The sequence below is a fragment of the Cognatiluteimonas profundi genome (assembly GCF_009792795.1).
Taxonomy (GTDB): domain Bacteria; phylum Pseudomonadota; class Gammaproteobacteria; order Xanthomonadales; family Xanthomonadaceae; genus Cognatiluteimonas; species Cognatiluteimonas profundi.
On record NZ_VKHQ01000008.1, the window covers coordinates 1 to 23,612 of the forward strand.

Sequence of the window (23,612 nt, forward strand, 5' to 3'; positions counted from 1 at the left end):
CGATCAATGATCGCTTCTCGGTTGGCGCCGGCGTCATCTACCAGCGCACCGACGTGACGCTGTCCAACGCGGTCGATTTCGGCACGGCGCTGTGCGCGGGCTCCGGCAACGTCCTCAACTGCTTCGATCCGGCATTCCCGTTCCACCCGCAGGGCAATGACGGCTTCGTCGAGGTCAAGGGCAACGACAACAGTTATGGCTGGCTGCTTGGCGCGCAGTGGCGCCCGACCGACAACTTCACCATCGGTTATTCGCACCGCTCCAAGATCGACCACACGCTGACCGGCGACGCCAACTTCACCCTGCCCGCAAGCGTCGCCGCAACCTTCGGCGCGATGGGCGTGACGGCCTATAACGACGGTGCGATCTATGCGCCACTGACCACGCCGAGCATCGATACCCTCAGCGCGCGCTGGGACATCAACCAGCAGTTCCGCGTGATGGCGGACCTGCAGCGCACGGGCTGGAAGTCGCTGGACCAGGTGGCGGTCTATCGCGCGGACGGCACGCCGCTGGGCGCGGCCGAGGCGTTCGACTGGAAGGACACCACGTATTTCGGCGTCGGCGGCGAGTGGGACATGAGCGAGGCCTTCACGTTCCGTGCGGGTATCGGCCGCGACGAGTCGCCGACCAACGACCGCACCCGCACCCCGCGCCTGCCCGACAACACGCGCATGCTGTATTCGCTCGGCATGACATGGCGCGCGACGGATGCGTTCAGCGTCGACGCCGCGTGGCAGCGCATCAACATCAACAGCCCGAGCATCAACGTAGGATCGTCGAGTGGGTCGCGGCTGGTGGGTTCGTTCGCCGGCCACGCCAACCTGTTCGGTATCGCCGCGCAATACCGTTTCTGATCGCTGCCGCCGTGGCATGAAAAAAAACCCCGCTCCGGCGGGGTTTTTTTTCATCCGGTGACCTGGCCGGTCATTCGCCCAGCGTCAGCAGCGATGCGTTGCCGCCTGCCGCGGTGGTGTTGACGGTGACGGTCTTTTCGGTGGCGAAGCGCGGGACGTAATGCGGGCCACCGGCCTTGGGCCCGGTTCCCGACAGGCCCTGCCCGCCGAACGGCTGCACGCCGACCACCGCGCCGATCTGGTTGCGGTTGACGTAGATGTTGCCGACGTTGGCGCGCGCCACGATGCGCTCGACGGTGGCGTCGATGCGCGAGTGGATGCCCAGCGTCAGGCCATAACCGGTCGCGTTGATCGCGTCGATGACCTTGTCCAGTTCCGAGGCCTTCCAGCGCACGACGTGCAGGGCGGGGCCGAAGACTTCGCCCTGCAGGCGATCGATCGAGTCGATCTCCCATGCGCTCGGCGCGAAGAAGCTGCCATGCGCCGTCCGCTCCGGATCCAGTTGGACCTGGCCGATGCGCCTGCCCTCGGCGTGCATGCGCGCTGCGTGGTTGTCGAGCAGGCACAACGCATCGGCATCGATGACCGGTCCGATGTCGGTGGACAGCAGGCCCGGGTCGCCGACGGTCAGCTCCGCCATCGCGCCGGCCAGCATGGCGACGACCTTGTCGGCGATGTCCTCCTGCACGAACAGCACGCGCGCGGCCGAGCAGCGCTGCCCCGCCGAGGTGAACGCCGATGCCATCGCATCCTTGACCAGCTGCTCGGGCAGCGCGGAGGAATCGCCGATCAAGGCGTTCTGTCCACCGGTCTCGGCGATCAGCACGCCGATGGGTGCGTCGCGCGCGGCCAGCGCGCGATTGATCGCGCGCGCGGTGTCGGTGGAGCCGGTGAACGCGACGCCCGCCACGCGCGGATCGCGCGTCAGCGCCGCGCCCACGGTGGCGCCGTCGCCGGGCACGAACTGCAATACCGCTTCCGGCACGCCGGCCTCGTGCAGCAGCTTCACCGCGGCGTATCCGGTCAGGCTGGTCTGCTCGGCCGGCTTGGCGATGACGCTGTTGCCCGCAGCCAGCGCCGCCGCCACCTGGCCTGTGAAGATCGCCAGCGGGAAATTCCATGGGCTGATGCAGGCAAAAACGCCACGCCCGGACAGCTGCAAGGTGTTCGATTCTCCCGTCGGCCCGGGCAGCGATGTCGGCGCGGCGAACAGCGTCCGCGCCTGGCCGGCGTAATAGCGCAGGAAGTCCACGGTCTCGCGCACCTCGGCAACGCCGTCGGCGATGGTCTTGCCGGCTTCGCGGGTGCACAGCGCGATGAAGTCCGGCATGCGCTGCTCGAACAGGTCGGCCGCGCGCTCGAGGATCCCGGCGCGCGTCGCGGCCGGCGTGCGGTTCCAGCCGTCGTGCGCGCGCACCGCGTTGTCCAGCGCGCGCTCGACGGTGGCACCGTCGGCGGGCTGCCAGCGACCGACGACCTGTCGATGGTCGGCGGGATTGACGACCGCGATGTCGGCGCCCGTGGACGCCGCGCCCGGCACCAGCGGTCCGGCGCGCCAGTCGCGCAAGGCCGCGTTGACATGCGCGGCGAGCGCGCGCAGTTGATCGTCGTTGGCCAGGTTGATGCCCATGGAATTGTCTCGGTCCGCGCCGGCGGCGCGATAGATGTCGCGCGGCAGCGCAATGCGGGGATGCGGGATGGAATCGAAACCGGCAACGGTGTCCACCGGGTCGCGGACCAGGTCGTCGATTGCGACCGTGTCGTCGGTGATGCGGTTGACGAAGCTGGAATTGGCACCGTTTTCCAGCAGGCGCCGCACCAGGTAGGGCAGCAGGTCCTCGTGGGATCCCACCGGCGCGTACACGCGGCAGGGCACGCCCAGTCGATCGACGGGGATGACTTCGGCGTACAGGTCGTCGCCCATGCCGTGCAGCTTCTGGAATTCGAACGCGCGGCCGGCGGCGAGCCGGTGGATGGCGGCGATGGTCTGCGCGTTGTGGGTGGCGAACATCGGATAGATCGCATCGGATGCATCGAGCATGCGACGCGCATTGGCCAGGTAGCTCACGTCGGTGTTCGGTTTGCGCGTGAACACCGGATAGCCCGGCAGGCCGTCGACCTGCGCACGCTTGATCTCGCTGTCCCAGTACGCGCCCTTGACCAGGCGGACCGGGATCTTGCGTCCGGTCCAGCGCGCGAGATGCGCGATGAAATCGATCACGAACGGCGCGCGCTTCTGGTAGGCCTGCACCGCAAGGCCGTAGCCATGCCAGCCATCCAGGGACGGATCGGCGCAGGCGGCGGCGATGACGTCCAGCGACAGTTCCAGGCGATCGGACTCCTCGGCGTCGATGGTGAACCCGATGCCGTGCGACCTGGCCAGCCGCGCCAGCTCGAGCACGCGCGGCACCAGTTCGGCCAGCACGCGTTCGCGCTTGGCGTGCTCGTAACGCGGGTGCAGCGCCGAGAGCTTCACCGAGATGCTCGGCGCGGCGAAGACGTCGTCGAAGTCGCCGCTGGCGCCGATCGCGTCGATCGCCAGGCGATAGGCCTGCATGTAGCGCAGGGCGTCCTGCGCGGTCAGCGCGCCTTCGCCGAGCATGTCGAACGAGTAGCGATACGCGGTGTTGTCGCCCTTGCGCGATCGCGTGAGCGCCTCGCCGATGCTGCGCCCCATCACGAACTGGTGGCCCATGATCCGCATCGCCTGGCGCACCGCGACGCGGATCACCGGCTCGCCGAGGCGTCCGACCAGTCGCTTGAAGGCGTTGTGGACGTCGCGCTTGGTGTCGTCGGCCAGGTCGACCAGGTGGCCGGTCAGCATCAGGCCCCAGGTCGAGGCATTGACCAGCACCGAATCGGACTGGCCCATGTGCCGGCGCCAATCGGCCTCGCCGAGCTTGTCGCGGATCAGCTTGTCGGCGGTGTCCTGGTCGGGGATGCGCAGCAGCGCCTCGGCCACGCACATCAGCAGGACGCCTTCCTCGCTGCCCAGGTCGTACTGGCGCATGAAGGCCTCGATGGCCCCCTGCTGCTGCGCCCGCGCGCGCACCCGGCGCACGAGGTCGGCGGCCGTCGCCAGGATGACGGCCTGGTCGCCGGGCGACTGTCGCGCCTGCGCCAGCAGCACCGACACCGCGCGCGTTTCATCCAGGTCCCACGCCGCGGTGATCGCGGCTCGCGGCGGATCGGCCAGGGGCGGAAGCTCGGACGCGAGGATCGGATGCGGGCGCGATGCATCCGGGGCGACGGGCGCAGAAAGGGGTTCAGGGGTCATCGGAGGCCGGCGTCGGGCTGCACAGGCAGCCGCGGAAGCAGCCATTTTAGCGGTGCGCCGCCGGCTTCCGCACCTCGCGCGGCTTGCCGCCGCGCGAGGCGGGGGCTACCATTTCATCGTTACCGCGGCCTGATGCCGCGGTTGGCTGCGTGATCGGACGGATCAGCGCGGTTCGATCAACCCCTCCACGGATCCGGCGCGCGACTCGCTGCCGCGGCCGCGGGCGTTGACGGCCCGGGTGGATCCATCAAGACCCGGTACGGTGCTGCGATGCCGGCCCGAGGGCGCATCGGTGCGCACCGCCGCCAACTGGAACCAATTCAATTGCGAAACTTGGGGCTCGACGTGATGACAGCCGGTCGTTGGAAGCAGTGGGGCATGGCGCTCGTGGCGGCGGCAATGCCGTTGGCGGCGTTCGCCCAGGTCGCGGCGAAGGATTTCGAGCCCGACGAGCCGGTGCGCTGGCAACTCAACATGACTCCGGGCGTGACCCACACCTCGCAGATGGCCTACGAGGCGCACATGTATGCGCTGTGGGTGTGCGTGGCCATCGGCATCCTGGTCTTCGGCGCGATGGCCGTGGCCATGTTCCGCTTCCGCAAGTCCAGGGGCGCCGTCCCGGCGACCTTCAGCCACAACACCACGGCCGAGATCATCTGGACCGTCGTGCCGGTGATCATCCTGATCATCATGGCCTGGCCGGCGACGGCCAAGCTGATCTCCGAGTACGACATCCGCGACTCCGAGATGACGGTCAAGGTGACCGGCTACCAGTGGTTGTGGAAGTACGAATACCTCGGGCAGGACGTCAGCTTCACCAGCCGCCTGGACCGGGGCAGCGACGCCATGCGCCAGAGCCACCAGGTGCCGACGCTGGCCGGCAACCCGCATTACCTGCGCGACGTCGACAACCCGCTGGTGCTGCCGGTGGATACCAAGGTCCGCTTCGTGGTGACCGCCGACGACGTCATCCACTCCTGGTGGGTGCCGGCGCTGGGCTGGAAGCAGGACGCCATTCCCGGCATCGTCAACGAGGCCTGGACCGAGATCCGCGAGCCCGGCATCTATCGTGGCCAATGCGCGGAGCTCTGCGGCAAGGACCACGCGTTCATGCCGATCGTGGTCAAGGCCGTCTCCAAGGAAGAGTTCAGCCGCTGGCTGGCCGAGCAGAAGGCGGCCAATGCACCGGCAGTCGTTCCAGCCGCCGCACCGGTGGCTCCGGCTCCAGCCACCACTGCCCCTTCGGCACCGGCTTCGGCCGCGACGCCGGCAGCCGCAACGGTCGCGACGCCGGCCGCCGGCTGATCGCATCGCGCCCGACCTGATCCGCACCAACTGCATTCCTCCGAGGCAAGCATGGCCACTGCACCCTATCCTGGCGCTCCAGCCGATCATTTCGACGCGACCGCCGTCCATGAGCCGGAGCATGAGCACAAGCTCGGCTTCGTCGAGCGTTGGTTCTTCTCGACCAACCACAAGGACATCGGCACGCTCTACCTGATCTTCAGCTTCATCATGTTCATCGTGGGCGCCGGCATGTCGGTGATCATCCGCGCCGAGCTGATGCAGCCGGGCCTGCAGTTCGTCAAGCCCGAGTTCTTCAACCAGATGACCACCATGCACGCGCTGGTGATGATCTTCGGCGGGATCATGCCGGCGTTCGTCGGCCTGGCCAACTGGATGGTGCCGCTGCAGATCGGCGCGCCGGACATGGCGCTGCCGCGCATGAACAACTGGTCGTTCTGGATCCTGCCGTTCGCCTTCAGCCTGCTGCTGCTGACGCTGTTCGTCCCCGGCGGCGCGCCGGCCGGCGGCTGGACGATGTATCCGCCGCTGATGCTGCAGGGTGGCGCCAACGTCGCCATGGCGATCTTCGCCATCCACATGATGGGCATCAGCTCGATCATGGGCGCGATCAACATCATCGCCACCATCCTCAACATGCGCGCCCCTGGCGTCGACCTGCTGAAGATGCCGATCTTCACCTGGTCCTGGCTGATCACCGCGTTCCTGCTGATCGCGGTGATGCCGGTGCTCGCCGGCGCGGTGACGATGCTGCTCACCGACAAGTTCTTCGGCACCAGCTTCTTCAACGCGGCCGGTGGCGGCGACCCGGTGATGTACCAGCACATCTTCTGGTTCTTCGGGCACCCCGAGGTCTACATCATGATCCTGCCGGCATTCGGGATCGTGTCGGAGATCATCCCGACCTTCTCCCGCAAGCCGCTGTTCGGTTACCAGGCGATGGTCTACGCGCTGGCGTCGATCGCGTTCCTGAGCTTCATCGTGTGGGCCCACCACATGTTCACCGTCGGCATGCCGCTGGGCGGCGAGCTGTACTTCATGTACGCCACGATGCTGATCGCGATCCCGACCGGGGTGAAGGTCTTCAACTGGGTCAGCACCATGTGGAAGGGCTCGATGACGTTCGAGACGCCGATGCTGTGGGCGATCGCGTTCGTGATCCTGTTCACCATCGGCGGATTCTCCGGGCTGATGCTGGCGATCGTGCCGGCGGACTTCCAGTACCAGGACACCTACTTCGTCGTCGCCCACTTCCATTACGTGCTGGTCACCGGCGCGCTGTTCGCGATCATCGCCGCCGTCTACTACTGGTGGCCGAAGTGGACCGGGCGCATGTACAACGAGACGCTGGGCAAGTTCCACTTCTGGTGGTCGATCGTCTTCGTCAACCTGGTGTTCTTCCCGCAGCACTTCCTCGGGCTGGCCGGCATGCCGCGCCGCATCCCGGATTACAACGTCGTGTTCGCCGACTGGAACCTGGTCAGCTCGATCGGTGCGTTCGGCATGTTCATCACGCCGTTCCTGATGGCCTACATCCTGATCAGCTCGCTGCGCAACGGTGCACGCGCCCCGGCGCGCGCGTGGGAAGGCGCGCTCGGGCTGGAATGGACGGTGCCGTCGCCGGCGCCGCACCACACCTTCACCGTTCCGCCGGTGATCCGCGATGGCGACCTCGCCCACGGCGATTTCGTGCACAAAGACTACGAGTGACGTGATCGGATGCGTGACACGCCGGCCATGATGACCGCCGACCAGGCCGCCGCACGCCGCAAGGCCGTGCGGCGCACCGTGTTGCTGTTTGCCGTGGTGGCGGCGGCGATCTATGCCGGATTCATCCTCACCGGGGTGCTGTCGCGATGAGTGCGCCGGAGCCTTCGCGCAACGCAGCCGGGCTGCTCAAGATGCTCGGCATCGCGTTCGGCGCGTTCGTCTTCACCTTCTCGATGGTGCCGCTGTACCGGATCGCCTGCGAGAAAGTCTTCGGCGTGCGACTGGAGAAGGGCCCGGCCAACGCTGCCGACAAGACCAGTGCCAACAACACGCGCTGGGTGACGGTGCAGTTCGACGGCGGCGTCAACTCCAAGCTGCCGTGGTCGTTCCGCCCCGAGCAGCTGACCTTGCGCGTGCATCCCGGCCAGCAGTACGAAGCCAGCTATTTCGCGCGCAACGCCAGCGACCACGGCATCGTCGGCAATGCGGTGCCGTCGATCGCGCCATCGCGCGCGTCCGCCTACTTCAGCAAGACCGAATGCTTCTGCTTCACCGCGCAGACCCTGGACGCGGGCGAGTCGCGCGACATGCCGGTGCGTTTCATCGTCGACCCGGCGTTGCCGGCCGACGTCAACACGATCACCTTGTCCTACACCTTCTACAAGAACGACCTGCTGACATCGCGCTTGCCAGCCAGTCGCGCCCGCATGGCGCAGGCGACTGTCCTGGCCGGCACGCCGGCAACGCCGCGCTCCGCTCCCTGATCCGCACCCGCAACCGGAATCCCATTGCCATGGCCCAAGCGCACAGCTCCGCTGCCCACGCCCACGATCCCAACGTCTATTACATCCCGCACGGCAGCCGCTGGCCGGTGGTGGCGTCGGTGGCGTTGTTCATCACCATGCTGGGTTTCGCCAGTTGGCTGAATGAATTCAGCTGGGGCCGGCCGACGTTCTTCATCGGCTTGCTGACGCTGGCGGGAATCCTGTTCAAGTGGTTCGCCGACGTCATCACCGAGTCGCTGCGCGGCTACTACAACAAGCAGGTCGACAGCTCGTTCCGCATGGGGATGGTCTGGTTCATCTTCTCCGAAGTGATGTTCTTCGCGGCGTTCTTCGGCGCGCTGTTCTACGCGCGCCAGTTCGCGATGCCATGGCTCAACGGCCTGGGCGACCGCGTCGCGACCAACTCCATCCTGTGGCCGGGTTTCTCGGCCGGCTGGCCGAGCAACGGCCCGGCAACCATCGGCGGCCATTTCGAAACCGTGCCGGCGTGGGGACTGCCGCTGCTCAACACGCTGATCCTGCTGTCGTCCGGCGTGACCGTGACCATCGCCCACCACGCACTCAAGGGCGGACGTCGCAAGCAGCTGCTGGTGTTCCTCGGCCTGACCATCCTGCTCGGCGCGTCGTTCCTGTTCTTCCAGGCGACGGAATACATGGAGGCCTATCGCGAGCTCAACCTGACGCTGGGTTCGGGCATCTATGGCTCGACCTTCTTCATGCTGACCGGCTTCCACGGCGCCCATGTCACCCTGGGCACGATCATGCTGTCGATCATCTGGCTGCGCTGCCTCAAGGGCCATTTCACCCGCGACGACCACTTCGCCTTCGAGGCGGTGGCCTGGTACTGGCACTTCGTCGACGTGGTGTGGCTGGCGCTGTTCCTGTTCGTCTACGTGCTCTGACGGCGCGGGCAGCATCGCAACAGGCGGAGGCCGGCGCAGCGCCGGCCTTCGTGCTTCGGCAGGTCGCTGGTTTCAGGGCGCGCGGCCAACCCCGTGCGGGGTGATCCAGCCCATGTAGATCGCCAGCGCCACGAACAGGATCAGCGCGACGGACAGCGCGATACGCCGCGTCAACGCATTCACCGTGCGCTTGGTCGTACCCTTGTCGACCAGCATGTAGTACAGACCCGCACCGAGGTTCCACAGGATGAGGATCAGGAACGCGATGATCAGCAGGGTCTTGAGCGAGTCGTTCATGGCAGCGTCCGCATCCTGCCCGCCCGGGGCCCTGGATCGATTATCGCAGCCCGGACGCCGATGCGCGTGAGTCGCGCCGGTCGCAGCCGCTGGCTGCTCTGGGCCCTGGCGCTGCTCGTCATCGTCGTGTTCACGCGGCTGGGCTTCTGGCAGCTGGCGCGGATGCACGAGAAACAGGCGCTGCTCGACGCCTCGCACGCCGTGCTCGTCGCGCGCAAGGCGCTGCCGCTGTCGGTGGCGGCGGATCCGCAACGCGCCACCGGCTACGACTGGGCCGCAGGTCTGGGGCATTTCTCCGCCGCGCCAGCCGTCCTGCTGGACAACCAGCAGCACGAAGGCCGGGTCGGCGTGCGCGCGTACCGCGTCTTCCAGTCCGCCGATGCCGGCGTGCCGCCATTGCTGGTCGACCTGGGCTGGCTGCCGGTCGGCGGTGACCGCCACATGCCGACGATCGCGCTGCCGGCCGGCGAGTGGCGCGTTGCCGGGCTGCTCGCGCCACCCCCATCCGCCGGACTCGCACGCGACGGCGTGGCTCCGCAGGCCGACGGCAGCCTGTTGACGATCGCCTTGTCGATCACGAGCCTGCAGCGCGCATTGCAGCTGCCCGCGCTGGCGCCGCGCGTGCTCAAGCTCGATCCCGCGCAGCGGCTGGGCTACGTCCGCGACCTCGACATCCTTCCGAACACGATGCCGCCCGAACGCCACCTGGGATACGCCGTCCAGTGGTTCGGACTGGCGCTGACGGTGCTCGTCACCGCGCTCGTGCTGACCTTTCGCAAACCGCGGACACACACCACGCCATGAATGCATCGCTGCCGCCGCAGACCCGCCGCAATCGCACGGTGCTGCTGGCGATCGTCGCCATCTTTCTCGGCACGCTGCTGGTCGCCGGCGCCCTGCGGTTTTCCGGATGGCATCCCGCCGCGACCCAGGCCCACGGGGAACTGCTGCAACCGCCGGGAGACCTGCGCGCGATCGTGCCGCAACTGGCGGACGGCGGCGACTATCGCTGGACTCCGGCTGCACGCACGTGGCGCATCGCACTGGCGCCGGGCGCGGACTGCACTGGTGCCTGCATCAAGCTTGCGCGCCAGCTCGACACCGTCTGGCAGTTGATGGGCCAGGAAGCCGATCGCGTGCACGTGCTCTGGATCGGGCAGCCGCCTGCCGGCGTGCAGCGCTTCGCGGCGATGCGGGTGTTGCAGTCGACTCCACAGTTGCAGGCCGGACTGCCGCGTGCCGCGCCGGCGCCGGGTGAGGATGCGCACGGCGTGCCGGTCTTCGTGATCGATCCCAACGGCTTCGTCATCCTGCGTTACGCTCCCGGCTTCGATCCGGCGGGCTTGCGCGCCGACGTGGCCAAGCTGCTGAAGTTGATGTAGATGAGCGCATCCACTCCGATGTCCACGCGTGCAAACGAGTCGACCACGCGCAATGGCGTGCAACGACCGGCCGTGTACCGTCACTTCCATCGACTGGCGTGGCTGGCCTGCGCGCTGGCGTTCGGGGTGATCGTCTTTGGCGCCTTCGTGCGGCTGTCCAACGCCGGCCTGAGCTGTCCCGACTGGCCGACCTGCTATGGCCGCGCCGCATGGCCGACCAGCACCAGCCACATCGTCGACCAGGCGGCAACCGCGATCCGGCCGGTCGAGATCCACAAGGCCTGGCGCGAACAACTGCACCGCATGCTGGCCGGAACGCTCGGCGCGCTGGTGCTGTTGCTGGCCCTGCTCGCCGCGCGGCGCCGGCGCTTCGGCATGGCCATCATCGCGTCGGCCGCAGCGGTCGTCGCGCTGTCGGTCGCGTTGTACATGCAGGGCATGCATGGACCCGCATCGGCGCTGGCGGCGACCGGCGAGGGCATCCTGCTGCTGGCGGCGCTGCGCTGGTCCAACGAGGATTTCGCGCGCATCTCGGCACTGACGCTGGCGATGATCATCTTCCAGGCCCTGCTGGGCATGTGGACGGTGACCTGGTTGCTGAAGCCGCTGGTGGTGATGGGCCACCTGCTCGGCGGCCTGCTCACCTTCGCGCTGCTGGCATGGACGGCGTGGCGCGCCACCGACCTGCCGCTGCACCTGCCCGATGCACGCCTGCTGCGCCGCCTGCTGGTTGCCGGCATCGCATTGCTCGGCGTGCAGATCGCGCTGGGCGGCTGGACCAGTTCCAACTACGCGGCGCTGGCGTGCGGGACCGACTTCCCGACCTGCGTCGGCCATTGGTGGCCCCCGCATGATTTCCGCCAGGGCTTCGTGCTGTGGCGCGGGATCGGCGTCGACTACGAAGGCGGCGTGCTCGATGGCGCCGCGCGCATCGCCATCCAGATGGCACACCGGATCATGGCCGCGGTCGTCTTCGTCTACATCCTGTTCCTGTCGCTGCGCCTGATGCGCACGCCGGGCGCGCGCGGCGCCGGCGCGACGCTCGCCGCACTGGTGATCGCGCAGGTCTGCCTGGGCATCGCCAACGTCAAGCTGGCGCTGCCGCTGCACGTTGCAGTGGCGCATAACGCAGGGGCGGCGCTGCTGTTGTTCCTGCTGGTGAGCCTGGCCGCGCGCCTGCGCCCGCCGGAGGCCTGAGGCAGCCATGGCCGATTCGATCGCCAAGCAATACTGGAGCCTGACCAAACCGCGGGTGGTGGCGCTGATCGTGTTCACCGCGGTCATCGGCATGTTCCTCGCCGTGCCCGGCATGCCGCCGCTGCGCCAGGCGTTGCTGGGCACGCTGGGCATCTGGCTGGCGGCATCCAGCGCCGCGGCCATCAACCAGATCCTCGACAGCCGCATCGATGCGCAGATGGCACGCACCTCCTGGCGGCCGCTCGTTTCCGGGACGCTGACGCCGCGACAGGCGCTGGTGTTCGCGATGGTGCTGGGCGCCGTGTCGATGGCCGTGCTCGTGGTGGGCGTCAATCCGCTGACGGCGTTGCTGACGTTCGCATCGCTGATCGGCTATGCGGTCGTCTACACCGTGTACCTCAAGCGCGCGACGCCGCAGAACATCGTCATCGGCGGGCTGGCCGGCGCCGCGCCGCCGCTGCTCGGATGGGCCGCGGTGACCAACATGTCGGGCGAATGGGACTGGCCCTACGCACTGCTGCTGGTGCTGATCATCTTCGTATGGACGCCGCCGCACTTCTGGGCGCTGGCGATCTTCCGTCGCGACGACTACGCGCGCGCGATGGTGCCGATGTTGCCGGTCACCCACGGCGTGCAATACACGCGCTGGCAGATCCTGTTCTACACGGTGCTGCTGGTCGTGGTCACGGTGCTGCCGCGACTGACCGGCATGAGCGGGAACTTCTACCTCGGCGGCGCGCTGGTGCTCGGCGCGGTGTTCATCTGGTACGCGTGGAAATTGATGGACCCGCCCGACGAGTTCTACGCGATGCGCGTCTTCAATTATTCGATCGTGTACCTGATGGCGTTGTTCGCCTTTTTGCTGGTCGACCACTGGCTGCTGCCGTGGTTGCAGCCGGTGCCGGCATTCGTGCTGCGCGCCGCCGTCCCCTGAGGGCCCGGTCGTCGATGCCGACGGCCGTGCAGCTGCATCACGCGCTACCTGAAATCCGCAGTCATGCCGCGTAGCATGATCGGCCCTTGCAGCCACTGCGGCCGCTCATGATGCCCACCTCGCAGTCGCCCGACCACCCACACCTGCGCGACGACGCCAGCACCGATGCGTTGCCGTTCGCACCGTCACTCGGCATCAGCCTGGATGCGGCGAGCATGCCGCGACGCTCGACGCTGGTCGAGCCGCGCGTGCTCTGGATCGCGTTGCTGGCCATCGTGCTCGGCGTGGGTGCCGGGCTCATCGCGCGCCTGCTCGTCGCGCTGATCAATCTCGTCACCAACGCAGCGTTCTACACGCGCTTGTCCACCGAGTCTGTCTCGCCGGCCGGACACCACCTTGGCGCATGGGTGATCGTGGTACCGGTGATCGGTGGCCTCATCGTCGGCGCGATGGCGCGCTGGGGTTCGCGCGCGATCCGCGGACACGGCATCCCCGAAGCCATGGAGCAGGTGCTGCTCAACGAATCGAAGATCCCGCCGCGCATCACCTTCCTCAAGCCATTGTCGTCGGCGATCGCGATCGGCACCGGCGGTCCGTTCGGTGCGGAAGGCCCGATCATCGCCACCGGCGGCGCGCTCGGGTCGTTCATCGGGCAGCTGCTGCACGTCACCGGCGACGAACGCAAGGTGCTGCTCGCCGCCGGCGCGGCGGGCGGCATGGCGGCGGTGTTCGGATCGCCGGTCGCCGCGGTGGTGCTCGCTGTGGAGTTGCTGCTGTTCGAGCTGCGTCCGCGCTCGCTGATTCCCGTCGCGCTGTCGACCGTCGCCGCCGCCGGCGTGCGCTACGCGATGGTCGGCAGCACACCGGTCTTCGCGATGCCGCACGTGGTGGAGCCCGGCATTCCGGCGTTGCTGTGCTACGTGGTGCTGGGCGCGTTGATCGGGCTGGTCAGTGTCGGCGTCACCCGCATCGTCTACGGCATCGAGGATGCATTCGAGAAGTTGCCGGTGCACTGGATGTGGTGGCCGGCGATTGGCGGGCTGGTCGTGGGCATCGTCGGCTATTTCGCACCGCTGACGTTTGGCGTGGGCTACACCAACATCGAGGCGATCGTGTCCGGGCAGCTGGCCGTCGGTACGCTGGCGTTCCTGTGCGTGATGAAGTTCATCTCGTGGTCGATCGCGCTCGGCAGCGGCACATCCGGCGGCACGCTGGCGCCATTGTTCACGATTGGTGGCGCGCTGGGTGCGCTGGCCGGATTCGGCCTGGTTGCGATCGCGCCGCAACTGGGCATCGATCCGCGCATCGCCGGACTGGTCGGCATGGCGGCGATCTTCGCCGGCGCGTCGCGCGCGCTGCTGGCGTCGGTCGTGTTCGCATTCGAGACGACGCAGCAACCGGCCGGCCTGCTGCCGCTGCTCGGGGGCTGCACGGCGGCCTATCTGGTCTCGGCGCTGACGATGCGCAACACGATCATGACCGAGAAGATCGCGCGTCGCGGCGTGCGCGTCCCGACCGAATACGCGGCCGATTACCTGGAGCAGGTGCTGGTGCGTGACGCCTGCAGCCGCGATGTCGTCTCGCTACGCACCTGCGACGAGTTGGGCGAAGTCCGCAGCCGCATCGGTTCCGGGCGCCAGGAGTTCCAGCACCAGGGATTCCCGGTAATCGACGACAACGGGCGCGTGCGTGGCGTGGTCACGCGTCGCACGCTGCTCGATCCCTCGGAGCCGAACATGCGTCGAATCGGCGACATGCTGCTGCGCCCACCGGTCGTCGTGCACGAGAATCATTCGCTGCGCGAAGCCGCCGACCACATGGTCGAGGAAAACATCGGGCGGGTGATCGTGGTCGGCGTCGACCCGCCGCACCCGCTGGTCGGCATCCTCACCCGCGGCGACCTGCTGTCCGCGCACCGGCAGCGGCTGAAGGAAACCCACCAGGCGGGACGGCACCTGCGCTTCCGGGACATGCTGCGCAAGCGACCCTGATCGCCACCGGGCTCTGCGCTGCTTGCCAACGACACCCGAAGGGCGATCCGACATCGCGGCAACTTCGCGCGCGTGATGGCGGAGGTCCGGGGCTAGGGTTTCGGCGCGGGAGCCTGCAGCTCGCGTAGTTCCGCCTTTTCGGCCGGGCTCAGCGCCGACATCGACCCCGCCTCGCGGATGCGCGCATTGAGGTCGTCGACGCGTTGCTGCACCGCCTGCGCGTCCAGCTGCGTCATGCAGTCGATGAATTCCTCGCGCCACGCACTGTCCTCGCCCGGCAATGATTGCGTGGCGAGTTTCTGCAACGCCACCGCTTCGTCGCGATCACCGAAATGCTCCAGCAGCGCGCCGGTGCTGATGTCGGGGCGCTGGTGCACGAGCGCGATGATCTCGCCGAGCAGCTCGATTCCCGGTTGCCGCAACATCGCGAAGCGGCCGGGAGGCTGCAACGACAATGCCAGCGCAGGTTGCTGCACCAGGCGCGCGATCGCGCTGCGCACGAGGCTTTGCCGCGGCGCGTGCATCGCCGGCGCGTTGCGCGCACGTTGCGCGGGCACATGGGTTTCCGGCGAACTGGCGCGCGCGCCGACGCCGGTGAGTTCGGTCAGGCGCTGGCGCATCAGATCGCCGAAGGCGCCGTCGGGAATCTGCGCCAGCATCGGCTTGCAGCGTTCGGCCAGTCGCGCCTTGCCATCGAGCGTGCCCAGGTTCACGTCCTTGCCGAGCTCGTTGTAGAAGAACTCCGACAACGGCATCGCCTGCTGCAGGCGTTGCGCGAAGCCATCCGCGCCTTCCTTGCGCACGATCGTGTCGGGATCCTCGCCGTCGGGCAGGAACAGGAAGAACGCCTGGCGGCCGTCCTTCATGCGCGGCAGCACCGATTCCAGCGCTTTCCATGCCGCCGCGCGGCCGGCGCGATCGCCGTCGAAACAGAAGTACACGTCGGGCGCGTTGCGGAACAGCAGCTCGGCGTGGTCGGGCGTGGTCGCCGTGCCCAGCGTCGCGACCGCCTGGGTCACGCCATACTGCGCGAGCGCGACGACATCCATGTAGCCCTCGACGACGACCAGCCGATCGAGCTTCGGGTTGGCCTGCTTGGCCTGCCACAGGCCGTAGAGTTCGCGGCCCTTGTGGAACAGCGCGGTCTCCGGCGAGTTGAGGTATTTGGGCGAGTCTTCCGGATCCAGCACGCGCCCACCGAAGGCGATCACGCGCCCACGGCGGTCGTGGATCGGGAACATCAGCCGGTCGCGGAACTTGTCGTAGACGTGTCCCTTGTCGTTCTTGGAAAACAATCCCGCGCGTTCGAGCAGGTTCATCCGGCGCGCATCGGTTCCCAGCGCGTCCTTGAGGCCGCTGTATCCATCCGGCGCATGGCCGATGGCGTAGCGCTCGACGATGTCGTCGCTGATCCGGCGCCCGGCGATATAGGCGCGCGCCTTGTCGCTGGCCAGCAGCTGCTTCTGGAAGAACTTCGCCGCCGCATCCACTGTTGCGTACAGCTCGCGGCTGTCGCTGTCCTGGTTGCGGACGACGGTATCGCGCGGGATTTCCATGCCGACGCGCTTGGCGAGCTCGTCGACGGCATCGAGGAACTCGAGCCGGTCGTACTGCATCAGGAACGAGATCGCGGTGCCATGCGCGCTGCAGCCGAAGCAGTGATAGAACTGCTTGGTCGGCGACACCGTGAACGACGCCGAACGCTCGTCGTGGAACGGACAACGCGCGGCGTACTCCTTGCCCTGCCGCTTCAGCGGCACGCGCGTGCCGATCACCTCGACGATGTCGGTGCGGGCCAATAGATCATCGATGAACGCGTCTGACAGGCGAGCCATTGTCTAGATGTCCAACGCGAAGCCGGCACGCCGGGTCTTCCGGCGCGCGGCGGCGCGGCGGAGCCCGTCGCAGGCGGATGTTCGCGCTGCGCGATCGTCGATGAAGGCGTCGGGGATGCGGGCCATTGCGCGATCAGGATGCCATGGCGTGCATTGCATTAAAGGGGTCAGAGTGAAGTTTCGCGCGAGGAACTTCGGCCGCGCTGTAGCCTCTGGAGCGAAACTTCACTCTGACCCCTTTAATGCCACCTTTAATGCCCAATGCCTCAGCCGCCCGACAGGCGCTGCTTCACCAGCTTGGAGACGTCGCCCATGTCGGCCTTGCCGGCCAGTCGTGGCTTGAGCACGGCCATCAGCTTGCCGATGTCGGCTGGGCCCGCGGCGCCGGTTTCCAGCACGGCCGCGTCGATCGCATCGATCACCTCGGCCTCGCCCATCTTCGCCGGCAGGTAGTGCTCGATGATGGCCATCTCGTCGCGCTCGATCAGCGAGAGATCCTCGCGTCCGGCGGCGTCGTACTGGCTGACCGAGTCGCGGCGCTGCTTGACCATTTTTTCCAGCACGTTGAGCACGGCCGGGTCGTCGAGTTCGATGCGTTCATCGACCTCGCGCTGCTTGATCGCGGCAAGCATCAGGCGGATGACGCCCAGGCGCACCTTGTCGCCGGACTTCATGGACGTCTTCATGTCGTCGGTGAGTTGCTGCTTGAGGGTCATGGCTGGGCTCCGGGGGCGAAAGGGCAATCGGAAAACACGAAAAGCCGGCACGAGGCCGGCTTCGGGAATCGCTGGAACGACATCCGGCTGGGCCGAATGTCTTCTATCAATACAGGCGCTGGCGCTTGGTGACGTCGCGCGAGCTGCGGCGGGCCTGGCGCTTCACGGCGGCGGCGGCCTTGCGCTTGCGTTCCTGGGTCGGCTTCTCGTAGAACTCGCGCTTGCGGGTCTCGGCCAGCACGCCGGCCTTCTCGCAGGTGCGCTTGAAGCGGCGCAGGGCAAACTCGAAGGGCTCGTTTTCGCGGACTTTGACGCTGGGCATGCGGAGATCTCTGGATTGGAAGTCCGGCCATGGAGGGCCGGTTTCTTGCGCAAGGATGCGCACAGTGCCGCCCGACGGATCAGGCGAGCCGCGTATGATAGCGGCTCACTTCCCGGCGGCGCAAGCCGCGAAGGCGCCCCCTCCCATCCAGGAGGCGGTGCCGGAAGGGCGGACGAGGGTTCGGGCGGGGTGGCCCGGGCGCTTGAGTCGGACTCCCCATCCACTCCCTCTCCCGGCGGGAGAGCACCCAAACGGCCAACCCATGCGCGTCCTCGGCATCGAAACTTCCTGCGACGAGACCGGCGTAGCGGTCTACGACACGGCCTTCCCCGGCGCCGAGGGGCTGCGTGCGCAGGCGCTCTACAGCCAGATCGCCCTGCACGCCGAGTACGGCGGGGTGGTGCCGGAACTGGCCAGCCGCGACCACGTCCGCAAGCTGCTGCCGCTGATCCGGCAGACCCTGGGCGATGCCGGGATGGGCGTGGGCGACCTCGACGGCGTGGCCTATACAGCCGGCCCGGGCCTGGTCGGGGCACTGCTCGTCGGCGCGGGCGTGGCCCGCTCGCTGGCCTGGGCGCTGGACAAGCCCGCGATCGGCGTCCACCACATGGAAGGGCACCTGCTGGCGCCCTTGCTGGAGGCGCCGGACCTGGTGCCGCCGTTCGTGGCGCTGCTGGTGTCCGGGGGCCACACCCAGCTGATCGCGGTCGAGGCCATCGGCGCATACCAGTTGCTGGGGGAAACACTGGACGACGCCGCCGGGGAGGCCTTCGACAAGACCGCAAAGATGATGGGCCTGCCGTATCCCGGCGGCCCCCAGCTGGCGGCGCTGGCCGAGCAGGGCACGGCGGGCGCCTACCGGTTCTCGCGGCCGATGACCGATCGCCCCGGGCTGGACTTCAGCTTCAGCGGCCTGAAGACGCAGGTGCTGCTGGCCTGGCGCGGCAGCGACCAGTCGGCGCAGACGCGCGCCGACATCGCGCGCGGCTTCGAGGACGCCGTGGTCGACACCCTGGCGATCAAGTGCGAGCGGGCGCTGGATGCGGCCGGATGCGACACCCTGATCGTCGCCGGTGGCGTCGGTGCCAACACCCGCCTGCGCGCCCGGCTGGCGCAGCTGGCGTCGCGACGCGGCGGCCGCGCGTGCTTCCCGCGGCCGGCGCTGTGCACCGACAACGGCGCCATGATCGCCTTCGCCGGGGCGTTGCGGCTGCTGGCGGGCCAGCGCGGCGATGACGCCATCCGGGTGATGCCGCGCTGGGATATGGCATCGTTGCCGTCGATGGACGTGGCGATGGTGGGTTAGGTCGCCACCCGCAGGTCCGGTTCGCGGCAGCTGCCGCGCTTGGGAGTGGTGAACGCGTGGACAGGCGGACAGCTGACAAGGTCTTCATCGAAGGCCTCGAGATCGAGGCGCTGATCGGCATCTACGATTGGGAGCGGCGGGTGCGGCAGCCGCTGCAGATCGACGTCGAGATGGCCTTCGACAACCGCGTCCCGGCCGCGAGCGACGCCATCGCCGACACCCTGGATTACAAGGCGGTCAGCAAGCGCCTGATCGCATTCGTGTCGCAGTCCGCTTTCGGCCTGGTCGAGACGCTCGCCGAGCGCTGCGCCGCGCTCATCCTCGACGAATTCGCGGTGTCGCACGTGCGCCTGAAGTTGAGCAAGCCCGGTGCGGTGCGCGGCGCGCGCGCGGTCGGGGTGGTCATCGAGCGCACCCGCGTCGCGCGCACCGCGATGCCGGCGCTGGACGCCGCCATGAAGCCGGCCAGCGTCACGACCAGCCCGCGGCCGCCACGTCCGGCGGCGAAGAGCAAGCCCGCGTCCAAGTTCCAGGCGGCGACCTGCCCGGCCTACCTCAGCCTTGGCAGCAACATCGATGCGGGCGTCAACCTGCGCAAGGCGGTCGCGGCCTTGCGCCAGCGCTTTGGCGAGGTGACGGTGTCGCCGGTCTACCGCACGCCGGCCCACGGATTCACCGGGCCGGATTTCCTCAACGCGATCGCGATCATCGAGAGCGACATCCATCCGTTCGCGCTCAACGACTGGCTGCACGACCTGGAGCTCAAGCAGGGCCGCGACCGTCGTGATGCGTCCTACAGCGACCGGCCGCTGGACGTCGACATCATCTACTTCGGTGACCTGGTGCTCGAGGGGCCCGGCGACTTCCAGTTGCCGCGGCCCGAACTGCACCATGCCTACGTGCTCAAGCCGCTGGCCGACGTGGCCCCGGACTTCGTCGATCCAGTTCGCAACATGACGCTGGCGCGGCTGTGGGCGGCGCATCCGCAGGCGGCCACGCCGCCGCGGCGGATCGACCTGGTCCTCTAGCCGACGATCGAACGGCCGCCGTCGACGCGGATCACCTGCCCGGTGCAATAGGTCGCATCACGCAGCAACCAACGCACCGCTTCGGCGATTTCCGCCGGCGTGCCGGTGCGCGCGAGCGGCGTTGCCGCGACCAGCTGGTTTTTCCCGGCGACATCCTTGCCGTGTTCCGGCCACAGGATCGCCCCGGGCGCGACGGCGTTGACGCGTACGTCCGGCGCCAGTTCCAGCGCCAACGCCGCGGTCATGTGGATCAATGCCGCCTTGCTCATCCCGTACACGGCGTGGTCGCGCAGCGGTCGCTCACCATGGATGTCGACCAGGTTGACGATGCCGCCGCGCGCCGCGCGCAGGTGCGGCGCCGCCGACTGGGCCAGGAAGAACGGCGCCCGCACGTTGGCGGCGAACAACGCATCCCAGTGCGCCACCAGCGTGGAGCCCAGCGGCGTCGGGAAGAATGCCGACGCATTGTTGACCAGCGCATCCAGGCGCCCGAACCGCTCGATCGTGGCCGCGACCAGCGTCGGCGCACGATCCAGCTCATCGAGGTTGGCCTGCAGCAACAGCACGCTGTTGGCACGCAGCTCCACCAGTTCGGCTGCAAGCCGCTGCGCGTCGTCGATGGAATGACGGCAGTGCAGTGCGATGTCGTATCCGTCGGCATGCAGGCGACGGACGATGGCGGCCCCGATGCGACGCGCGCCGCCGGTCACCAGGGCGACGGGATTGCCTGCAGTCATCGAACAGCTCCATCGCGCGGTGGCGGTTGCGGCTATCCTGCGCATTCTCCCTGTATTTCCCGACCCATGTCCCGTCTTCCCCTTCCCGATGCCGACGCGCTGGCCCACAGCGAGCGATTGCGCGCGGTCATCCAGGAACAGATCTTCGCCAGCGGCGGCGCCGTGGCGTTTTCGCGATTCATGGAGCTGTGCCTGTACGCGCCGGGCCTTGGCTATTACAGCGCCGGTGCGACCAAGTTCGGCGGCGCGGGCGACTTCGTCACCGCACCGGAACTGGGCCCGCTGTTCGCGGCCTGCGTGGCCGACAGCGTGGCCCCGGTGCTGCGGCAGATCGGCCCCGACGCGGTCTTCATGGAAATCGGCGGCGGCAGCGGCGCCTTCGCCGAAGTCACGCTGAAGCGCCTGCTGGCGCTGGATGCGCTGCCGGCGCGCTACGCCATCCTGGAGCCCAGCGCCGACCTGCGCGAGCGGCAGCGCAGCCGCCTGCAGGAGCGGCTCAATCCCTTGCTGCTCGATCTGGTGGACTGGCTCGACGGGCCGATCACGGCGCCGTGGAATGGCGTCGCGTTCGCCAACGAGGTCATCGACGCATTGCCGACGCCGCGCTTCACCCTGCGCGCCGGCGATGTATTGGAGGAACACGTCGCGCTGGATGGCGAGGGTCGCTTCATCCGCGTCGACCGCCCGGCCGACACGTTGCTGGCGGCCGCCGTGCGGCACGTGGAGCGTCAGCTGGATGCGCCGCTGGACGACGGCTACCGCTCCGAACTGCTGCCGCAGCTGCCGTACTGGATCCAGGCCGTGATCGGCGGCCTGCGCTCGGGGGCGATGCTGTTCGTCGACTACGGACACGACCGCCGCGAGTACTACCAGCCCGCGCGCGCCGACGGCACCCTGCGCGCGTTTTACCGCCACCACGTCTCCAGCGATTTGTACGCGTGGCCGGGATTGCAGGACCTGACCGCGTCGGTGGATTTCACCGCGCTCGCCGAAGCCTGCAGCACGTCCGGGTTCGACTTCAGCGGCTATTGCTCGCAGGCGAGCTTCCTCATCTGCAACGGCATCGAGCAGCGCCTGGCCGAAGCCGAAGCCAAGGCGCGCGATGAAGCCGCCCGCTACCGACTGCGGCAGGAAACCAAACGCCTCACCTTGCCCGGTGAAATGGGCGAGCGCTTCCAGGTGATGGGGTTCGCGCGCGATGTCGAATTCGGCGCCGCCTTCCTCGCCGGCGACCTGAGCTGGCGGCTGTGAGCCGGTTGTCGGCGCTCAAGCCGCTGCGGCGGCCGCGCCTGTGGCTGGCGGCCTGGTGGTTCGGCGTTGCCGCGGTCGTGGCGTTGTCGCTGGTGCCGGCCTTCCTGTTGCCGCAGGTGCCCGACGGCGGCGACAAGCTCGAGCACTTCCTGTCGTATTTCCTGCTCGCGGCCGCAGCCGTGCAGTTGTTCCTGCCGCGCCAGGCAGTGCTGCGTGCCGGATCGGGACTGATCGCCATGGGCATCGCGCTCGAGATCGCGCAGGGATTGTTCACCAGCACGCGACAGATGGACGCGACCGACGCGCTGGCCAACTCACTTGGCGTGGCCGCTGGCCTGCTGACCCTGCTGACGCCCTGGTGCAACGCGCTACTGCATGTGGACCGACGGCCCGATCGGATCGACTGATCGCCTGCCACGGCTGGACGTTGTCCCATCGTCCCCGGCGACAGGGTCGCTGGAGGCCATGCCGACATCCATCCTCTGACGCGACTGTCGATTGCGGTCAGGCGCGCGCTACTGCCCGCGCACGCGCGATCGCATCGATGCGGGCATCGCGCAGCGCAGCGCCCAGTGCCGGTCCTGCGAGGCCGCTGTCGGCGAGGTCGCCGCCACGCACGGACAGCGCTGCGGCATGCAGGCGCAGCAGTTCAGGTCCCTGCGGATAGTCGCACCCGGCCAGGCCCGCGCGGCCGCGCTTGTCGGCCTCGCACACCAGCGCCAGCTGCGCGATGCGACCAGGTTGGCGGAAGCCATCGCTGCGTGCGATGAGGTCATGCACCGTGCCGTCGCGCAACTCGAACAGGCGATGCACGTTGAGGTGCTCACGGCAGCCGATTTCGGCAAGCTGGCGGTGCGCCGCCGGCACCTTCAGCCGGTCGCACAGGGCCCGCAATGGCGCCACGCCAGCGCTTTCGTGGCCGATGTGTTTCGGCAGCACCCGCGCCGGCGTCAAGGCCTTGCCCAGGTCGTGCGTCAGCGCTGCAAATCCGATCAGGGCATCGCCCGGCGCGAGACTCGCCGCCATGTCGCAGACCAGTTCCACGTGCACGCCGGTGTCGATCTCCGGATGGTAGTCGGCGCGTTGGGGAACGCCATACAGCGCGTCCACTTCCGGCAGCACCACCGCCAGTGCGCCGCAGTCGCGCAGGGTGCGCACGAAGGCCGAAGGCGTCTGCGACATCAGTGCGCGCTGGAGTTCCTGCCAGACGCGCTCGGGAACCAGTTCCGCCAGCTCGCCGCTGTCGACCATCGCGCGCATCAGCGCCATCGTGTCGGGTGCCACCGAGAATCCGCGCGACGCGAACCGCGCCATGAAGCGCGCCGCGCGCAACACGCGCAGGGGATCCTCGGCGAAGGCGGGGCCGACGTGGCGCAACACGCGCGCGTCGATGTCGCGGACGCCGCCGAAGGGATCGACGAGACGACCGCTGTCGTCCTCGGCGATCGCATTGATGGTGAAGTCGCGCCGGCCGAGATCCTCTTCCAGCGTCACCGACGGATCGGCGTCGACGACGAAGCCGCGATAACCGCGACCGGACTTGCGCTCGGTGCGCGCGAGCGCGTACTCCTCGCCGGTGCGCGGGTGCAGGAAGACCGGGAAATCGCGGCCCACCGGCTTGAAGCCGCACGCCAGCATCGCGTCCTGCGTTTGCCCGACGACGACGAAGTCGCGATCGCCCGCCGGCAGACCGAGCAGCCGATCGCGCACGGCACCACCGACCAGGTATGTCTGCATCGCGTCCATCGGCCGATGATAGCCGCGCCGCGACCAGCCACGG

General features: G+C 68.2%; 21 protein-coding genes and 2 pseudogenes. 16 read left to right on the plus strand and 7 right to left on the minus strand.

Translation table 11 applies throughout. The features are described 5' to 3' along the window. The coding region (locus tag GST15_RS12200; protein WP_199268784.1) for an OmpP1/FadL family transporter at window positions 1-857 on the plus strand (857 nt) is incomplete at its 5' end. Window positions 858-927: 70 nt separating this feature from the next. Here the strand turns inward: GST15_RS12200 and putA are convergent. Continuing rightward, on the minus strand, window positions 928-4,134 hold the full coding sequence (gene putA, locus GST15_RS12205) for a bifunctional proline dehydrogenase/L-glutamate gamma-semialdehyde dehydrogenase PutA (protein WP_159017596.1): 3,207 nt from the start codon (window positions 4,132-4,134) through the stop codon (window positions 928-930). Window positions 4,135-4,482: 348 nt separating this feature from the next. Here putA and coxB point away from each other — a divergent pair, with 348 nt between their 5' ends. Genes coxB through GST15_RS12230 form a run of 5 tightly spaced genes read left to right on the plus strand, consistent with a single transcriptional unit; the run spans window position 4,483 to window position 8,836 of the window. Continuing rightward, the gene (coxB, locus tag GST15_RS12210) at window positions 4,483-5,439 is read left to right on the plus strand and encodes a cytochrome c oxidase subunit II (RefSeq protein ID WP_199268785.1); all 957 of its coding nucleotides are present in this window, start codon (window positions 4,483-4,485) and stop codon (window positions 5,437-5,439) included. A gap of 51 nt (window positions 5,440-5,490) precedes the next feature. Beyond that, on the plus strand, window positions 5,491-7,149 hold the full coding sequence (gene ctaD / locus GST15_RS12215; protein WP_159017597.1) for a cytochrome c oxidase subunit I: 1,659 nt from the start codon (window positions 5,491-5,493) through the stop codon (window positions 7,147-7,149). 9 nt (window positions 7,150-7,158) lie between these two features. Further along, a complete protein-coding gene (locus tag GST15_RS12220) occupies window positions 7,159-7,299 on the plus strand; it encodes a hypothetical protein (protein ID WP_159017598.1) in 141 nt (46 codons plus the stop codon). Next, complete coding sequence (locus tag GST15_RS12225; RefSeq protein WP_159017599.1) at window positions 7,296-7,913, plus strand: cytochrome c oxidase assembly protein; 618 nt, start codon at window positions 7,296-7,298, stop codon at window positions 7,911-7,913. Before GST15_RS12220 ends, GST15_RS12225 begins: the two co-directional genes overlap by 4 nt. Window positions 7,914-7,942: 29 nt before the next feature. After that, the gene (locus GST15_RS12230; protein ID WP_159017600.1) at window positions 7,943-8,836 is read left to right on the plus strand and encodes a cytochrome c oxidase subunit 3; all 894 of its coding nucleotides are present in this window, start codon (window positions 7,943-7,945) and stop codon (window positions 8,834-8,836) included. 72 nt (window positions 8,837-8,908) lie between these two features. On the opposite strand, the gene GST15_RS12235 is transcribed toward GST15_RS12230, so the two are convergent. After that, the gene (locus GST15_RS12235) at window positions 8,909-9,133 is read right to left on the minus strand and encodes a twin transmembrane helix small protein (protein WP_159017601.1); all 225 of its coding nucleotides are present in this window, start codon (window positions 9,131-9,133) and stop codon (window positions 8,909-8,911) included. A gap of 60 nt (window positions 9,134-9,193) precedes the next feature. Here GST15_RS12235 and GST15_RS12240 point away from each other — a divergent pair, with 60 nt between their 5' ends. The 5 genes from GST15_RS12240 (at window position 9,194) to GST15_RS12260 (ending at window position 14,637) form a co-directional block, all read left to right on the plus strand. Further along, window positions 9,194-9,937, plus strand: a complete 744-nt coding sequence (locus GST15_RS12240) for an SURF1 family protein (RefSeq protein WP_159017602.1) — start codon at window positions 9,194-9,196, stop codon at window positions 9,935-9,937. Then, window positions 9,934-10,515 (plus strand): hypothetical protein, encoded by a 582-nt coding sequence (locus tag GST15_RS12245; RefSeq protein ID WP_159017603.1) that lies wholly within the window; start codon window positions 9,934-9,936, stop codon window positions 10,513-10,515. Before GST15_RS12240 ends, GST15_RS12245 begins: the two co-directional genes overlap by 4 nt. A gap of 18 nt (window positions 10,516-10,533) precedes the next feature. Beyond that, on the plus strand, window positions 10,534-11,712 hold the full coding sequence (locus tag GST15_RS12250; RefSeq protein WP_159017613.1) for a COX15/CtaA family protein: 1,179 nt from the start codon (window positions 10,534-10,536) through the stop codon (window positions 11,710-11,712). Window positions 11,713-11,719: 7 nt separating this feature from the next. Then, entirely contained in the window at window positions 11,720-12,646 is a 927-nt protein-coding gene (gene cyoE, locus GST15_RS12255; protein ID WP_159017604.1) for a heme o synthase, read from the plus strand. A gap of 107 nt (window positions 12,647-12,753) precedes the next feature. Continuing rightward, the gene (locus tag GST15_RS12260) at window positions 12,754-14,637 is read left to right on the plus strand and encodes a chloride channel protein (RefSeq protein ID WP_159017605.1); all 1,884 of its coding nucleotides are present in this window, start codon (window positions 12,754-12,756) and stop codon (window positions 14,635-14,637) included. A 92-nt stretch (window positions 14,638-14,729) separates the two neighbouring features. On the opposite strand, the gene dnaG is transcribed toward GST15_RS12260, so the two are convergent. The 3 genes from dnaG to rpsU form a co-directional block, all read right to left on the minus strand. Continuing rightward, a complete protein-coding gene (gene dnaG / locus GST15_RS12265) occupies window positions 14,730-16,472 on the minus strand; it encodes a DNA primase (protein WP_159017606.1) in 1,743 nt (580 codons plus the stop codon). A gap of 266 nt (window positions 16,473-16,738) precedes the next feature. Continuing rightward, window positions 16,739-17,188, minus strand: coding sequence for a GatB/YqeY domain-containing protein (locus GST15_RS12270; RefSeq protein ID WP_159017607.1), 450 nt, complete (start codon window positions 17,186-17,188; stop codon window positions 16,739-16,741). A 106-nt stretch (window positions 17,189-17,294) separates the two neighbouring features. Then, on the minus strand, window positions 17,295-17,510 hold the full coding sequence (gene rpsU / locus GST15_RS12275; RefSeq protein WP_056134345.1) for a 30S ribosomal protein S21: 216 nt from the start codon (window positions 17,508-17,510) through the stop codon (window positions 17,295-17,297). A gap of 262 nt (window positions 17,511-17,772) precedes the next feature. On the opposite strand from rpsU, the gene tsaD reads away from it, so the two are divergent. The 3 genes and pseudogenes from tsaD to folK form a co-directional block, all read left to right on the plus strand. Next, complete coding sequence (tsaD, locus tag GST15_RS12280) at window positions 17,773-18,816, plus strand: tRNA (adenosine(37)-N6)-threonylcarbamoyltransferase complex transferase subunit TsaD (protein ID WP_159017608.1); 1,044 nt, start codon at window positions 17,773-17,775, stop codon at window positions 18,814-18,816. A 56-nt stretch (window positions 18,817-18,872) separates the two neighbouring features. Beyond that, a pseudogene (gene folB / locus GST15_RS12285) lies at window positions 18,873-19,235 on the plus strand (dihydroneopterin aldolase); the annotation flags it as partial. A 135-nt stretch (window positions 19,236-19,370) separates the two neighbouring features. Then, a pseudogene (gene folK, locus GST15_RS12290) lies at window positions 19,371-19,844 on the plus strand (2-amino-4-hydroxy-6-hydroxymethyldihydropteridine diphosphokinase); the annotation flags it as partial. Here folK and GST15_RS12295 read toward each other — a convergent pair. Further along, window positions 19,841-20,581 (minus strand): pteridine reductase, encoded by a 741-nt coding sequence (locus GST15_RS12295; RefSeq protein ID WP_159017609.1) that lies wholly within the window; start codon window positions 20,579-20,581, stop codon window positions 19,841-19,843. The pseudogene folK and the gene GST15_RS12295 overlap by 4 nt on opposite strands. A gap of 66 nt (window positions 20,582-20,647) precedes the next feature. On the opposite strand from GST15_RS12295, the gene GST15_RS12300 reads away from it, so the two are divergent. Further along, window positions 20,648-21,832 (plus strand): class I SAM-dependent methyltransferase, encoded by a 1,185-nt coding sequence (locus tag GST15_RS12300; protein WP_159017610.1) that lies wholly within the window; start codon window positions 20,648-20,650, stop codon window positions 21,830-21,832. Beyond that, the gene (locus GST15_RS12305) at window positions 21,829-22,239 is read left to right on the plus strand and encodes a VanZ family protein (RefSeq protein WP_325064776.1); all 411 of its coding nucleotides are present in this window, start codon (window positions 21,829-21,831) and stop codon (window positions 22,237-22,239) included. Before GST15_RS12300 ends, GST15_RS12305 begins: the two co-directional genes overlap by 4 nt. A 97-nt stretch (window positions 22,240-22,336) precedes the next feature. Here GST15_RS12305 and GST15_RS12310 read toward each other — a convergent pair whose 3' ends face one another. Next, window positions 22,337-23,569 (minus strand): multifunctional CCA addition/repair protein, encoded by a 1,233-nt coding sequence (locus GST15_RS12310; RefSeq protein ID WP_159017611.1) that lies wholly within the window; start codon window positions 23,567-23,569, stop codon window positions 22,337-22,339. Window positions 23,570-23,612: the final 43 nt, after the last annotated feature.

Coding starts and splice junctions, on each gene's coding strand:
- tsaD (WP_159017608.1), top strand. CDS start 17,773: ATGCGCGTCCTCGGCATCGAAACTTCCTGCGACGAGACCGGCGTAGCG.
- rpsU (WP_056134345.1), bottom strand. CDS start 17,510: ATGCCCAGCGTCAAAGTCCGCGAAAACGAGCCCTTCGAGTTTGCCCTG.
- GST15_RS12240 (WP_159017602.1), top strand. CDS start 9,194: ATGCGCGTGAGTCGCGCCGGTCGCAGCCGCTGGCTGCTCTGGGCCCTG.
- GST15_RS12245 (WP_159017603.1), top strand. CDS start 9,934: ATGAATGCATCGCTGCCGCCGCAGACCCGCCGCAATCGCACGGTGCTG.
- GST15_RS12270 (WP_159017607.1), bottom strand. CDS start 17,188: ATGACCCTCAAGCAGCAACTCACCGACGACATGAAGACGTCCATGAAG.
- GST15_RS12220 (WP_159017598.1), top strand. CDS start 7,159: ATGCGTGACACGCCGGCCATGATGACCGCCGACCAGGCCGCCGCACGC.
- GST15_RS12300 (WP_159017610.1), top strand. CDS start 20,648: ATGTCCCGTCTTCCCCTTCCCGATGCCGACGCGCTGGCCCACAGCGAG.
- cyoE (WP_159017604.1), top strand. CDS start 11,720: ATGGCCGATTCGATCGCCAAGCAATACTGGAGCCTGACCAAACCGCGG.
- GST15_RS12295 (WP_159017609.1), bottom strand. CDS start 20,581: ATGACTGCAGGCAATCCCGTCGCCCTGGTGACCGGCGGCGCGCGTCGC.
- ctaD (WP_159017597.1), top strand. CDS start 5,491: ATGGCCACTGCACCCTATCCTGGCGCTCCAGCCGATCATTTCGACGCG.
- GST15_RS12250 (WP_159017613.1), top strand. CDS start 10,534: ATGTCCACGCGTGCAAACGAGTCGACCACGCGCAATGGCGTGCAACGA.
- GST15_RS12260 (WP_159017605.1), top strand. CDS start 12,754: ATGATGCCCACCTCGCAGTCGCCCGACCACCCACACCTGCGCGACGAC.
- putA (WP_159017596.1), bottom strand. CDS start 4,134: ATGACCCCTGAACCCCTTTCTGCGCCCGTCGCCCCGGATGCATCGCGC.
- GST15_RS12235 (WP_159017601.1), bottom strand. CDS start 9,133: ATGAACGACTCGCTCAAGACCCTGCTGATCATCGCGTTCCTGATCCTC.
- GST15_RS12225 (WP_159017599.1), top strand. CDS start 7,296: ATGAGTGCGCCGGAGCCTTCGCGCAACGCAGCCGGGCTGCTCAAGATG.
- GST15_RS12230 (WP_159017600.1), top strand. CDS start 7,943: ATGGCCCAAGCGCACAGCTCCGCTGCCCACGCCCACGATCCCAACGTC.
- dnaG (WP_159017606.1), bottom strand. CDS start 16,472: ATGGCTCGCCTGTCAGACGCGTTCATCGATGATCTATTGGCCCGCACC.
- GST15_RS12310 (WP_159017611.1), bottom strand. CDS start 23,569: ATGCAGACATACCTGGTCGGTGGTGCCGTGCGCGATCGGCTGCTCGGT.
- coxB (WP_199268785.1), top strand. CDS start 4,483: ATGACAGCCGGTCGTTGGAAGCAGTGGGGCATGGCGCTCGTGGCGGCG.